General features: G+C 33.0%; 11 protein-coding genes and 1 pseudogene. 9 read left to right on the top strand and 3 right to left on the bottom strand.

All coding sequences use genetic code 11. The features are described from left to right. Positions 1–73: 73 nt before the first annotated feature. Positions 74–985, bottom strand: a complete 912-nt coding sequence (gene wmk, locus ACQ4M0_RS01820) for a WO male-killing family protein Wmk (RefSeq protein WP_438456539.1) — start codon at positions 983–985, stop codon at positions 74–76. Between the two features lie 129 nt (positions 986–1,114). Between wmk and ACQ4M0_RS01815 the strand changes: the two genes are divergently transcribed. The 9 genes and pseudogenes from ACQ4M0_RS01815 (at position 1,115) to ACQ4M0_RS01775 (ending at position 11,382) form a co-directional block, all read left to right on the top strand. Continuing rightward, on the top strand, positions 1,115–1,987 hold the full coding sequence (locus ACQ4M0_RS01815; protein ID WP_438456538.1) for an Rpn family recombination-promoting nuclease/putative transposase: 873 nt from the start codon (positions 1,115–1,117) through the stop codon (positions 1,985–1,987). 505 nt (positions 1,988–2,492) lie between these two features. Beyond that, positions 2,493–4,346 (top strand): ankyrin repeat domain-containing protein, encoded by a 1,854-nt coding sequence (locus tag ACQ4M0_RS01810; protein WP_438456537.1) that lies wholly within the window; start codon positions 2,493–2,495, stop codon positions 4,344–4,346. Positions 4,347–4,895: 549 nt separating this feature from the next. Next, positions 4,896–6,107, top strand: a complete 1,212-nt coding sequence (locus ACQ4M0_RS01805; protein ID WP_438456536.1) for a hypothetical protein — start codon at positions 4,896–4,898, stop codon at positions 6,105–6,107. A gap of 29 nt (positions 6,108–6,136) precedes the next feature. Continuing rightward, complete coding sequence (locus tag ACQ4M0_RS01800) at positions 6,137–6,886, top strand: IS5 family transposase (protein WP_438456254.1); 750 nt, start codon at positions 6,137–6,139, stop codon at positions 6,884–6,886. Continuing rightward, the gene (locus ACQ4M0_RS01795; RefSeq protein ID WP_438456535.1) at positions 6,874–8,376 is read left to right on the top strand and encodes a TomO hydrophobic C-terminal domain-containing protein; all 1,503 of its coding nucleotides are present in this window, start codon (positions 6,874–6,876) and stop codon (positions 8,374–8,376) included. Before ACQ4M0_RS01800 ends, ACQ4M0_RS01795 begins: the two co-directional genes overlap by 13 nt. Positions 8,377–8,522: 146 nt before the next feature. Beyond that, a pseudogene (locus ACQ4M0_RS01790) lies at positions 8,523–9,076 on the top strand (IS6 family transposase); the annotation flags it as partial. Positions 9,077–9,149: 73 nt separating this feature from the next. After that, positions 9,150–10,274 carry an IS481 family transposase gene (locus ACQ4M0_RS01785; RefSeq protein WP_438456534.1) on the top strand — a complete coding sequence of 375 codons (1,125 nt, stop codon included), beginning with the start codon at positions 9,150–9,152 and terminating at the stop codon, positions 10,272–10,274. Then, positions 10,275–10,409 (top strand): hypothetical protein, encoded by a 135-nt coding sequence (locus ACQ4M0_RS01780; protein ID WP_438456533.1) that lies wholly within the window; start codon positions 10,275–10,277, stop codon positions 10,407–10,409. A gap of 16 nt (positions 10,410–10,425) precedes the next feature. Next, a complete protein-coding gene (locus ACQ4M0_RS01775; protein ID WP_213863789.1) occupies positions 10,426–11,382 on the top strand; it encodes an IS5 family transposase in 957 nt (318 codons plus the stop codon). A 118-nt stretch (positions 11,383–11,500) separates the two neighbouring features. On the opposite strand, the gene ACQ4M0_RS01770 is transcribed toward ACQ4M0_RS01775, so the two are convergent. Continuing rightward, the gene (locus ACQ4M0_RS01770) at positions 11,501–12,259 is read right to left on the bottom strand and encodes a cell division protein FtsQ/DivIB (protein ID WP_438456532.1); all 759 of its coding nucleotides are present in this window, start codon (positions 12,257–12,259) and stop codon (positions 11,501–11,503) included. After that, positions 12,240–13,193 carry a D-alanine--D-alanine ligase gene (locus ACQ4M0_RS01765; RefSeq protein ID WP_012481821.1) on the bottom strand — a complete coding sequence of 318 codons (954 nt, stop codon included), beginning with the start codon at positions 13,191–13,193 and terminating at the stop codon, positions 12,240–12,242. Before ACQ4M0_RS01765 ends, ACQ4M0_RS01770 begins: the two co-directional genes overlap by 20 nt. Positions 13,194–13,270 lie beyond the last annotated feature (77 nt).

Below are 13,270 nucleotides of genomic sequence, written 5' to 3'. Positions count from 1 at the left end.
ATCAATTTCTCAATCTTTTTTACTTATTTTTTCATCAAGTAGTAAAGATATTAATATATACTGATTTTTTATTTTAAATTTGTTGAATTTTGCCTAAAGAGAGGCCTGTTGTTTGCAAAATAATATCGGTAGAAATTCCTGCTTTTACTAAGTCTTTCGCAATCTTGATTTTTTCTACTTCTCTAATTTTCTCTTCACAAATTTGTATGCTTTCAAACATAGATTTTATTAGTGCATTACGTAGTTCTTGATTTTCAATCTTTTTGTATTCTTCAATTAAATTCGGTAGTTCATTTTCTACTTTACTACCTTCCTCTATTAGCAGATCTGTAATATTAATCGATAATGTTTCTGCTATTGCATATAATTTTTCCAGTGGAATGGCCACACGTCCTTGCTCATAGTTGCTTATTTCATCACGTGTTGTATCCATTTTCTCAGCCAAATCCTTTTGAGTATACTCTTTCACTATCCTCCACTCTTTTATCTTCTTTCCTATTTGACAGTATATAGAACCAACCTTTTCTTCAACACACTCATCAGCAGAGAGACCTATTGTTTTCGAGACAATATCGATAGAAATTCCTTCTTTAACTAGACCCTTTGCAATTTTTATTCTCTCTGTTTTTTTACTATTTTCTTCACCAACTCGGGCAAATTTGGTTAATAAGCAAAATACCTTACGTAACTCCTGACCGCTAATCTTTTTATATTCTCTTACTAAATTTAATATTTCTTCCCCCTCATCTTCAAGACAGATTTTTTCATTTGATACAGGAATAAGATCCTTAATATTAATTGATAATATCTCTGCTATAGCATACAACTTTTCAATCGAAATTCTACGTGTTCCTTTTTCATATTGTAGTACTATTTGATATGTTACACCAATTTTTCCCGCTAAATCTTTTTGAGTATAACCTCGCTTTAACCTCCAGCTCCTTACTTTTTGTGCTATTTGATACCTTATCGAGATATTTGCCATATATATTATACAGGTTAATACTATCAAATAAAGATATACAAAAGGGATGCTTCTTTCTATGTTTGAATTTTAGTTGAATATTTCTTCACAATTGTGTATAATTATTAATGCTTTTTATCTTACTTTCTCATGGCTCTTTCGAAGTTCCTCGATCCAAAGAATGATATATCGTTCAAGCGCATCTTTGGCACTGAAAAAAATAAAGATATCCTTATTCACTTTCTTAATGACATTCTTGGCTTCACCGGCAAAAGTGCAATAAAGGATATAGAGTTTTTAAGTACTATTCAAGACCCTGATATTGCCTCTAAAAAACAAAGCATTGTCGATGTTCTTTGTAGAGATGAAAATGGGCTGCAAGTGATAGTCGAAATGCAGGTCGCTAAAACTAAAGGCTTTGAAAAACGTGCCCAATACTATGCCGCTAAAGCTTATTCAAGGCAGGCTGATAAAGGTGATCAATACCATGACCTTAAGGAAATTATCTTTATTGCTATAGCAGATTGTATACTGTTTCCTGATAAGTCTGAGTATAAATCAAAGCATACCATTCGCGATGAAGGTACTAATGAACATGATCTAAAAGATTTTTACTTTATATTTATTGAGTTGCCTAAATTTCCAAAAACCAAAGAAGATCAGCTTTCAAGTATAGTTGAAAAATGGGTCTACTTCTTTAGATATGCAGATGAAACTAGTGAAGAAGAGCTAGAAAGAATAATAGGAAGTGATCTAATAATTAAAAGAGCATATGAAGAACTCAATAGGTTCAACTGGTCAGAAAAAGAATTTATTGCCTATGAACAAGAGATCAAACGTATTCGTGATGAACAGGCTGTCCTCGCTCAAAAACTCGATGATGCTACTCACAAAGGTAAAATTGAAGGTAAAATCGAAGTTGCAAAAAACTCACTCAAGGCCGGTGTCTCTATTGATGTTATCGCTGAAATCACTGGTCTTTCGGTAGACGAAATTAAACAACTTCAGCAAGAAATAGCATGATTTGTACCTGTTTGTTCACTGTTGTATTATTTAAATAGCTTCTAGGTTTATTATCAGCAAGTCATTAGTTAATATCCACTATTAACTATCTGCTGCTCATCAAACATCTTTTCAATATTCCCTTTTTAAAATACTCAAAAGCTCCTCATTCTAATGAGGTTCAACATTAAATAATTGTAAGGCATGTAAAAAAAAAGCAACAGCCTATTATCAAGCTATCAACTACTACAATATATCAGAGTTATAGCATTTTCTCCTTATTTTTATCTCTGGGAACTAGTTATTGTGGCCTGGGATCTTCTCGGTTGATCTATATTTATCTCTTCCAGATGTAAAAGACAAGACTTGATCTGATAAATTAGTTGCAATAACCTCTATGAATCACACAATTGCCGATTTAGTTGGACAAAATTACAAGTAAAAAATTTATAAAAACATATTTGATTCTGGTAGTCAGAAACTATTCATAAAGTTGTTATATAGTAAGGTTTTTTGAGAAAATAAGATGAGTGATTTCAGTACAAAGGTTACAAACATCGACACTTTATTACTTATCTCAGCTAAGGATGGTAATATTAATGAAGTAAGACGTCTAATCGAAAAAGGAGCAGATGTTAACGCAAATGATATTAGAATTACGGGTAATGCTCCTCTACATTTTGCTTCTCAAAACGGTCATAAAGAGATAGTAAATGCTCTATTGGAAGCGAAAGCAAATGTTAACCTAATAAACTATGATCAGAATACTTCTCTACATCTTGCTTCTCAAAGCGGTCATAAAGAGATAGTAGATACTCTAATAGGAAAAGGAGCAAATGTTAATGCAGAAAATGAATATAAACAGACTCCTTTACATTTGGCTGCTTACAATGGCCATAAAGAGACAGTGGATGCTCTATTAAAAGCAAAAGCAAATGTTAATGCAGAAAATGAAGAAAAACAGACTCCTTTACATTTGGCTGCTTACAATGGCCATAAAGAGATAGTGGATGCTCTATTAAAAGCAAATGTTGATCAAGAAAAAAAAGATTCCTCTACTATTCTGCATTACGCTGTTCACAATGGACATGAAAAGATAGTTGAAGCTTTATTAGAGGGAGGTGTAAATGTTAATACGAAAGGCAATCTAACATGCGTCGATCCTACAAACATAGGAATTATAAGATTTTTCAAGAATAAAAAACTAGCTTATTATACAGCTGTAGATTGTAGTAATCAACTTACTGCTTTACATTTAGCTGCTGAAAAAGGCTACATAAAGATAGTTGAACAACTCATAAAGGTACAAGGGATTAATATTAATGAAAAAGACAACAATGGTTACACTGCTTTACATTTCGCTGCAAAAATTGGAAATAAAGATATAGTAGATGCTCTATTAAAAGCAAAAGCAAACGTTAATGAAGAAAATGGAGAAAAACAGACTCCTTTACATTTAGCTGTCATAAGTGGCAAAAAAGAGGTAGTAGAGACTCTATTGAAGATAGAAGGAATTAATATTAATATACAAGATAATAATAAATATACTTCCTTACGTTTGGCTGTTGAAAATGAGCATTTAGATATAGCTGAAGCTTTAGTAACAGCTTTATTGAACAAAAATGTTAGCGTTGAAAATAGCGATAGTAATATTGTTTTACGTTTAGCTGCTGAAAAAGGCTACATAAAGATAGTTGAACAACTCATAAAGGTACAAGGGATTAATATTAATGAAAAAGACAACAATGGTTACACTGCTTTACATTTCGCTGCAAAAATTGGAAATAAAGATATAGTAGATGCTCTATTAAAAGCAAAAGCAAACGTTAATGAAGAAAATGGAGAAAAACAGACTCCTTTACATTTAGCTGTTATAAGTGAAAAACAAGGGGTAGTAGAGGCTCTATTAGAGAAAGGAGCAAATGTTGATCTGGTCGATAAAAGAGGAAATAATCCTCTAGATTTAACCACTCATAAGGAAATAAAAGCCCTGATAGAAAGTAGAAAAAATACTAATAATAACAAAGACAATATCACCAATGCAGAGAAAGATAATGATATTGAGATCAAAACTGTAGACCATAGTAGCACTATACAAGCAGAAGAACAAACAAGCACTTTTTTTGATAATTTTTTTAGTATTATTACTAAGCCTTTTTCACTAATTGTATCATTTTTTAGTGGGTTTTTCTCATGGTTGTTTGGATCTAATGAAGAAAAAATCGATGAATCTATATCACAACCAAACGCTAGTATTTCTTTACTTCCACTGGATTCATCAAGCGAAAAAAAGACCGATGCACAACCTAGTGATCATTCTTTGATTGTACCCGATCAATCAATTGGGCAAAGTGATAGTGACGGCCATTTACTTGGATGATCTTACCCAGAAAAAAGCGATATTTTTACAAAAAGGATGATATTGGAAAAGAATCTTATTCTACTTAGAATATAAAGTTATAATAAAGTTTCCTGCCATCTCTAAATAAATTACATTAACTTAATATTATGTATTATTAATAAATTAAATAGTATAGTCATTTCCAGCACTCAAAACCAAGGGCGGTGAGAAGTGTTTTTCTTGGAATGTGTTGGACTACCATGTGTACCGTTCGAACTTTTTAATATATTAGGTTTACTATACGCTAAAACTATCCATATTAGGCTATTTCAGCTAAATTTACATATGAACCAATTTGTCTAAATTTGTTGTAAAGATTTCAAGCTTCTATTTTCACAATCCTGCTTTTATTTGAGCTGCTCTCACAAAGGTAGGCACTTTTCTTGCGTCTTTTAAAAGAGTAAATGATCAAATTTGTTGTAACGCTATAGAATCCAGTATTTTCTGCAAACTATAATATAGTTCAGTTAATATATTAGTAAAGTTGACAATTGTTAAAATATTAATTAGAATATTAACAAGGTAAAAATGAATTTCATTCAGTATACTAGAGGAAACAGATTACGTTTGCATGATCAAGAAGTAGATATCAATAAATTGATAAGCTTTTTGCAAGAGAACAAAAATATTATAGAACTTTCTCTCAGTTCTTGTAAGATTGGTAACGAAGGAGCAAAAGCTTTAGCTAATAGTAATCTTACAAACCTTACTGAACTTGATTTACATCGCAATAATATTGGTAACGAAGGAGCAAAAGCTTTAGCTAATAGTAATCTTACAAACCTTACTAAACTTGATTTGTGGTTTAATGATATTGGTAAAGAAGGAGCAAAAGCTTTAGCTAATCTTACAAAGCTTACTCAACTTAATTTAAGTTACAATAATATTGGTAACGAAGGAGCAAAAGCTTCAGCTAATCTTACAAAGCTTACTCGACTTGATTTAAGTTACAATAATATTGGTGCAGAAGGAGTAGAAGCTTTAGCTAATGGTAATCTTACAAAGCTTACTCGACTTTATTTAAATGACAATAATATTGATGCAAAAGGAGCAAAAGCTTTAGCCGAATCTGAGAAATACTGCGAATTCATAGATAAAATTACTCAGATAGAAGGTAATAACGAACCTATGGGTTTTTGTAAACGTCTGAAAAAATTATGGTCTCAAGCAAGAGCAAAATCTAAGAGTAATGTTCGCAAGCTAGATGAAAGCACTATAAGGAGTTTGTTTTTTGATCTTGCACAACACGGTTATACAGGGGGAATAGAGGTTTTGCTGGATGACTATGATAAATATCCTTTTCTAATTAATTCAAGAAATGAGCAAGGACACACACTATCTCATTTCTATAATCACGACCCTGGAATGCAAAGGTTTTTCTTTGAACGTGGTATGATACCTAAACAAAGACCTGAACAAAAAAGAGATGACTTGCGCATTGTACAAGACCGTCAATCTGTCCATGCAAGTCCAGCAGTTAAAAAAACAAACTTTCTTGCTAAAAAACTGGTTGAATCGACGAAAGCAGATGAAGAACAGTTAAAGCAAGCAGCTACTTCTTACGTAGAAAGTATAGAACTACTTAAACAATATCAGAATGATCCAATAAGACTAAATCTTCTTAGTGTAAATGACAAAGAAAAAAGAAGTGTGATGGAGAAAACATTAGGCTCTGTGAACAAAATTTTTCTGCGAGAAAAAAGTAGAGAAGAAGTAGGAGAGAAGAGGAAAAAGAGGTAGTTTAACTGTGAATAACAGAGAAACTACCAATGGTATATTACATACAAGAAACAAAATGGAAACAAATTTTTGAATTCTTAAAAGGAATCAAAGGAATACACAGCAAAAATGAAAAAAGGTTGAGAATATTTGTGGAAGCAGTTTGGTACATAGTTCGCAGTGGTTGTCAGTGGAGACTTTTGGCAGAGATTTACGGCAATTACAGGAGCATACATAGAAGGTTTAAAAAGTGGTGTGAAAAGGGAATTTGGAAAAGGCTGTACAAATATACACAAGATCCAGATTTAGAAGTGCACATGATAGATGGAACGATTATTCGTGCTCACGCTTGTTCGGCTGGATATAAGAAAAACTCCGGAGGTCAAGAGGCTTTAGGACGCAGTAGAGGTGGCTTTTCTACAAAAATTCATGCACTTGTCGATGCGCTGGGAAATCCTTTGAAATTTATGCTTACTCCTGGACAAAGAAACGACATTACACAAGCTGAAGCTTTAACAGAAAATATCTCAAACTCGACTATAGTGGCAGATAAAGGCTATGACAGTAATACTTTTATTACCAATCTTAAAAGTAAAGGTTGCAAAGTTGTGATTCCACCAAAACGAAACCGAAAAATGCAGAGAGAGTATGACAAACATGTCTATAAAGAGCGCCATCTGATTGAGTGTTTCTTTGGTAAAATAAAGCATTTTAGGCGCATCTTCTCTCGCTTTGACAAGACTGCTGTAGTATTTATGGGATTTTTAAATTTTGTTGGAGCACTTATATGGCTGGTCTAAAATTTTGTTCACAGAGCCTAGGTGATAATCCTGTGCCGAATGATAAAGATTTTATTGGGGATATTATTGATAAAGTTAAGGAAGCACTAAAAAAGAAGTATTTAAAAAAGAACTCCCACGATGAATATGACCAAGGATATCCTACACAAGGATTACAATATGATTATACAAAAGATGATGCAAAAATTACTATACCTGAATCTATAGGCCGTATAAAACTACTTATTGATAATTTTTCCATTCCATTGAAAGAAAAAAAAGAATTGCTAGTTACTCTCATTGCACAAAACCAAGATTTAGTAATGAGCAAACTCTCTTCAGTAAAAAGAGAACTTGGAGATTTCGATACAGAACAACTTGATAAAACGAAACTACATACATTGTTAAATGATATAGACGACAATAAAAAAGTAGATGTGTTATTTAAAGAAATCAGTGATCTAGATATAGAAAAGATCTGGAGAGAGCAAAAAGAGTTCATTCTTCTAAAACAAATATATATAGCGTCAACAACATATGGTGAAGGTAGCAGTGCCTGCATTCAAGGTACATGGAGTCAAATTATTAATAGTATAGACGAAATTAGCTCTGAGATCTTGGAACAATATGATCATTATTTAGAAGAAGAACTAAAGCTAGAAGAACAGAAAAATGCTATTACAGAAGAGAACATTAAACCATTTCTGGAAGGTTTGGCTAAGAATCTAGTTCAACATGCGGAATCTCATCCAGAATTGAAAGAAGCTCTTAAAGATTTTGCTGTGTGCAATGTAAATATTGATGATCCTGAAGAAATTACCTTTGAACAGCAAAAAATTTTAGCAGAGATAAATAAATATTTTAGTGAATATATTAAAAATGCTTTACCGAATTACAATAGAAATATACGAAATAATGATGAATACAAACTTATCATCGAGAAACTGTCAGAGGTAAAAGAAATGCAAGATTTTGCACAAGAGCCATCTAATCAGCAGGAGAATACCATAAGAGAAACGGAAGCTCAAATTGATGAGAATAGTGAGGATAAGTTTTTTGATGCAGAAAATTATAATAAAAGTCGTGCAACTATTAGAGAAAGCGACACAGATGAAGAATTTAAAGATGTTAATGAGTCAATTTTTCTAGAGGAAAATAATACACAATTAGTTCCAGAAAGATTACACTCAGAAACTTCAGTTGTAGCAACAGATCAAACAAATGGTATTCAAAATAATAATCAACAGCCAGGTAATTTAAATAATGATGCTTCACGAAGTAAAGAAAAAAATAAACGGCCTACTGTATGTGCTTTCACATTAGCAATAGCTGGAATTATTTCAGGAATAGCTATTGCAGTTTACTTAGAAATGCTAGCAGTGGGCGTAGCAGTTGGAGCTTGTTGCTTAGTTGTTGCCGCAATCATACACTATTGTAATAAGCCTTTAAAGTCACTTGAGAATAGCAATGATGAAGCTGTAGTGAATCAAATAACAGTGAAAAATATATAACTTAAGGTAAGAAATATGGTTCTGTCGCATCTATAAATTGTGGTACAAGAAGATCGTTAGGTTCTGTCGCATCTATAAATCCTGGTATGTAACATTTGTAGGAAAGTAGAAAAGAAGTGATATGATCATCTAAAAAAAAAGCAAAGATGTTTCGTATTAGTTCAAAATTATTGCCATATTTCAAAGGATTTAGCTTTTCAGCAGAGATAATAATGTTATCTGTATATATGAAATGTAGATTCTCTTTGAGCTATCGAGATTTGGAAGAAATGCTGAGTATAAGGGGAGCAAAAATTGATCATGCTACGTTACAAAGGTGGGTTATCAGATTTGTGCCACTGATAGATGAAGCGGTAAGGAAAAGGAAGAAGCAGCTTGGCAGTAGCTGGAGAATGGACGAGATCTACGTTAAATTAAACGGCAAATGGGTTTATCTATACAGAGCACTATTGGTAATACTGTAGACTTTCTGTTGTGTGCTCGTAGAGACAAGTCTGCGGCACTTGCGTTCTTTCGTAAAGCCTTTAGAGAGAATAACCTTCCTGAGAAAGTAGTAATTGATAAAAGCGGCAGTAATACTGCTGCTCTTGATGATTTGAATACAGAAATTTCTGAAGATTGTAGAATCATGGTTTTTCAAATAAAATATCTAAATAATATTGTCGAACAAGATCATAGATTTATCAAAAAACGAATAAAGTGTATTAAACAAGACTTGATCTGACACTTTAAAAAAGTAAGTTATAAAATAATAAAAGAAAGGAGTGTTAGATATGAGTACGATACAAACAAAAATACTAAAACCAAAGTTAGGGTTATTAGAACTAGCAAAGCAATTAGGTAACGTATCACAAGCGTGTAAGGTGATGGGTTATTCGCGTGATACATTTTATCGATTTAAGGAGTTATATGAAAGTGGGGGAGAAGGAGCATTACATGAAATAAGTAAGAAAAAACCCCTATTAGCAAACAGAGTTTCCGAAGATATAGAAAGGGCAATAATTGGCATAGCTACAGAATTTCCAGCATATGGACAACAAAGAGCTGCAAATGAGCTGAGAAAAAGGGGTGTAATAATTTCCGAAGGTGGCGTAAGATCTGTATGGCTAAGAAATGACATTGAAACGTTCAAAAAAAGACTTAAAGCCCTTGAAGCAAAGGTTGCACAAGACGGCATAATTTTAACTGAAGAGCAACTTGCAGCATTGGAAAAAGTTAAAGAGCAAAGAGAAGCTCACGGTGAAATTGAAACAGAACATTCAGGTTATTTAGGGTCTCAAGATACTTATTACGTAGGCAATATCAAGGGCGTTGGGCGCATTTACCAGCAGACTTTTATTGATACATATTCGAGAGTGGCTTTTGCTAAGCTTTATACAGATAAAACTGCTATTACCGCTGCCGACTTGCTGAATGATAGAGTAATACCATTTTTTGATGTACAAAACGTGCCATTATTGCGCATTTTGACTGATAGAGGTACAGAATATTGTGGTAAACCAGAAAATCACGCTTATCAGCTTTATTTGGGAATTGAAAATATTGATCATTCAAGAACTAAAGCCAATTCACCACAAACTAATGGCATATGCGAAAGGTTTCATAAAACTATGCAAGATGAGTGTTACAATATTATCTTTAGAAAGAAAATCTACAGTTCTTTAGAAGATTTGCAGATAGATGTTGATCATTGGTTACGCTCTTACAATGAGACCAGGCCTCACTCAGGTAAATATTGCTATGGTAAAACGCCTATGCAGACTTTTCTTGATAGCAAACACATTGCTTTTCAGAAAAATATTAGTAACGTTAAACAAGAGACTGATATTAGTTTTCAATTCTTCTGTCAGTTAATTCGTTGCTGTCAGATTAAGTTGTGTCTAGTACACAATTTATAGATGCGACAGAACCAAAACCCATACTCACCCAACCTAATCAATTACTTGCAATCTGGATTCCAGTTGGCTTTGTTGCACCACTCAAGGAAAGAACAGGCAGTTACTGATGGAATTTGTTATAAAATAGATATTTAGCCGACAAAGGAAAAATATGCCAATAAGAATGAAAGTCAGTAACTGCAATGAATATAACAAATTTCTTCAAGAAAGGGGAAATGTTTTTCATTATATCAACGATGCCATTGAAAATTGGTACGAAAATAGTCCAAAAGTAGCAGGTGGCAACAATGTCTACAGCGACAAAGTAGTGATTCTAATTCACATAATAACCTATCTATTCAGGATTGGTCTTAGGCAAACAGTGGGATTTATAGAGAAATATCTTGAGCAAATAGGGAAAATTTTGCAAATTATCAGCTATTCGCAGGCTTCAAGAAGGTTTAAAAAGCTTAATATCAAAATCAACGACTGCAGAGTTGATAAGAACGATATGGAAGATATTGAAATTGCTATAGATAGTACAGGTATCAGCATCTACAATAATATTCCAGGCCATAGTAAGGCAAATGGTACAGATAGAAAGTATCGCCGCTATGAGCAAACAAGAAAGCTACATGTAATGCTAGAGATAGGTAGTAAAAAAGTTATAGCTGCAAAATACAGTAGTGGAGTTTATTCCGACCACTATGGAGCCTGTGATCTTATTGAAAGAGTGGATACCAAGTATAACATAAGCACGATATATGCAGATAGGGCATATAATCGAAAGAAGTTATACAAACTGTGCGATGAGCTTGACATAAAGACAAGGATTCCTCCGCAAAATAATGCAGTAGAGCATCCAAAGTTGGATTATATGAATGAGAGAAATTCTACAATCAAGCTCATAAAGTCATATGATGAAGATGGTATGAAGAGGTGGAAAAAAGAGATAAATTATTGGAAGAGATCTTATATAGAAAGTTTTTTCTCGCGACTGAAGCAAATATTTGGATTTAGTTTTAGGAATAAATCTGAGATTAATCGTGAGAAGGAACTGCTACTCAAGTGTTATTTGCTTAACAAATTTACTGAAATAGGCATGGCTAAGTTTGATATAGCTTCATGAATTTATTATACATTACCCACTATCCGAAGAGCTGTGCAACAAAGCCATTCCAGTTTTAAGCTACTCGGATGACAGAGAAAGGGCTACTTGCATGAAATGAAAAGGAGCACCGAGCAGATCACTTCTTCACAAAGATCTTATCAGCAACACGCATATCAATTATGCTCCAATTGCTAAAAGTAAAGTCGGTTGTATTTTGCAAGTGGCTTAAATAATCCCATGCGCTATAAGGATTATCTTCAGGCAATTTTACTGTGGAACTGTCATCGAGTATGATATTCCATCTTCTATTTCCTACATAAATACAAGAAGAAATATGATCACTTAATTGAGTTTTTCTCTCTAGTATATCTTTAATGAATTTTAGATTTGATAACGAATTTTGTCCTTTAATTACAACGAGGTTATCTATCGGGTAATCATTTACGATCACTTTACCTTCAGAATCAATTACTGAAGTTCTGTTATCATCTTTCCAAAGAGCGAAAGGTGTATGTTCATCTACATCAATGTGTAAGGTATTAGGTAAAATTCTATAAATTTTTACATATTTTATCCATTTGCTTACAGATTGTATATTATCTGTTAGTTTTGAGAGTGATACATACATGATAGGTTGCGTTCTATCTACTAAACTTAGAATGTCCTTTTCATTTGTAAATTTGTTTCCAGTAACGGTTACTTTGTCGATTAAAAATCCATTGCTAAGTAATAAGCTCGATAAGCGATTGTTACACCAAGTAAAGTAGTAATTGAATCGACTTGTTATTTTATCAAGTGAACTATAAAGTACTAATGTGAGAAAAAGTGCAGTGATAATAACAAGAGCGCACTTGCGCAAAAAACTTCTTTGGCTTCTAGTAACATTGTTCAACATCGGCTTGATCTCTAATATTCCTGTGGTGTAAACTGTCTTCGACAATAATTTTGACTAATTCATTAAAATCAATTCCTCTTGTCAATTTTGCAATTTCTGGTACTAACGACAATTCAGTAAAGCCAGGATGTGTATTAACCTCAAGCATTTTTAAAGTGTTATTTTGGGGATTATAACGGAAGTCTGAGCGGGAAACAGTTTTACATCCTAAAAATTGATGAACTTTTAACGCGTGTTCCAAGGTTATTCTATATATGTTGTTAGGAATTTCAGCAGGAAATATATGTTCTGCAAATCCATCTGTATACTTTGCTTCATAATCATAGAATTTATTTTTCGGTCGTATTTCCATAGTGCCAATTGCTTCATTCAGTAATACAGCAGTATGTAACTCTATACCCGGTATGTATTCTTCTATGATCATCTTTTCCATTATAGTAGAACTATTATTTTTCAGCTCTAAGTAATCCTCATGTGAGAAAATCATGTGTACTCCAATGCTTGAGCCTTCGTTAATCGGTTTTAAGACGTACGGATAATCAACTTTAATATTATTTTTTAGCACATCTTCTCGACTAATTACATAGCCTCTTGGAGTGTCGATATTAAGAGAATGGAATATATGCTTTGACATCACTTTATTCATAGCAACAGCCGAAGCCATAACTTCTGAGTGTGTATATTTTATACCTAAAATCTCCAGTAAACCTTGAATACAGCCATCTTCACCATAAGGTCCATGTAGGGCAATAAAAGCAAGAGCGGGATTAGTTTTTTTAAGCTTTTGAGCAATGTTGCTATCAACATCTATTTCTATTGCATTATATGAAAGGCTATCAAGCGCCTTCTTTACTGCTTTTCCGCTCATAAGCGATATTTCTCTTTCGCAAGAAAATCCACCACTTAAAATTGCTATATTTGGAACCATAAGCACCCTAATATTTTGCTATATATCATATATAAAAGATACTTTTATCTTCAATAGAAAAAACGCTTTGAAAAATTCCACAG

The organism is Wolbachia endosymbiont of Kerria lacca, from assembly GCF_051602725.1.
Taxonomy (GTDB): domain Bacteria; phylum Pseudomonadota; class Alphaproteobacteria; order Rickettsiales; family Anaplasmataceae; genus Wolbachia.
Note: the sequence above shows the minus strand (reverse complement) of the source record. Positions and strands in the feature narration are given on the sequence as shown.

Bases quoted from the DNA above. Each gene is read 5' to 3' on its own strand.
- wmk (WP_438456539.1), bottom strand. From the start codon at position 985: ATGGCAAATATCTCGATAAGGTATCAAATAGCACAAAAAGTAAGGAGC.
- ACQ4M0_RS01815 (WP_438456538.1), top strand. From the start codon at position 1,115: ATGGCTCTTTCGAAGTTCCTCGATCCAAAGAATGATATATCGTTCAAG.
- ACQ4M0_RS01810 (WP_438456537.1), top strand. From the start codon at position 2,493: ATGAGTGATTTCAGTACAAAGGTTACAAACATCGACACTTTATTACTT.
- ACQ4M0_RS01805 (WP_438456536.1), top strand. From the start codon at position 4,896: ATGAATTTCATTCAGTATACTAGAGGAAACAGATTACGTTTGCATGAT.
- ACQ4M0_RS01800 (WP_438456254.1), top strand. From the start codon at position 6,137: ATGGTATATTACATACAAGAAACAAAATGGAAACAAATTTTTGAATTC.
- ACQ4M0_RS01795 (WP_438456535.1), top strand. From the start codon at position 6,874: ATGGCTGGTCTAAAATTTTGTTCACAGAGCCTAGGTGATAATCCTGTG.
- ACQ4M0_RS01785 (WP_438456534.1), top strand. From the start codon at position 9,150: ATGAGTACGATACAAACAAAAATACTAAAACCAAAGTTAGGGTTATTA.
- ACQ4M0_RS01780 (WP_438456533.1), top strand. From the start codon at position 10,275: ATGCGACAGAACCAAAACCCATACTCACCCAACCTAATCAATTACTTG.
- ACQ4M0_RS01775 (WP_213863789.1), top strand. From the start codon at position 10,426: ATGCCAATAAGAATGAAAGTCAGTAACTGCAATGAATATAACAAATTT.
- ACQ4M0_RS01770 (WP_438456532.1), bottom strand. From the start codon at position 12,259: ATGTTGAACAATGTTACTAGAAGCCAAAGAAGTTTTTTGCGCAAGTGC.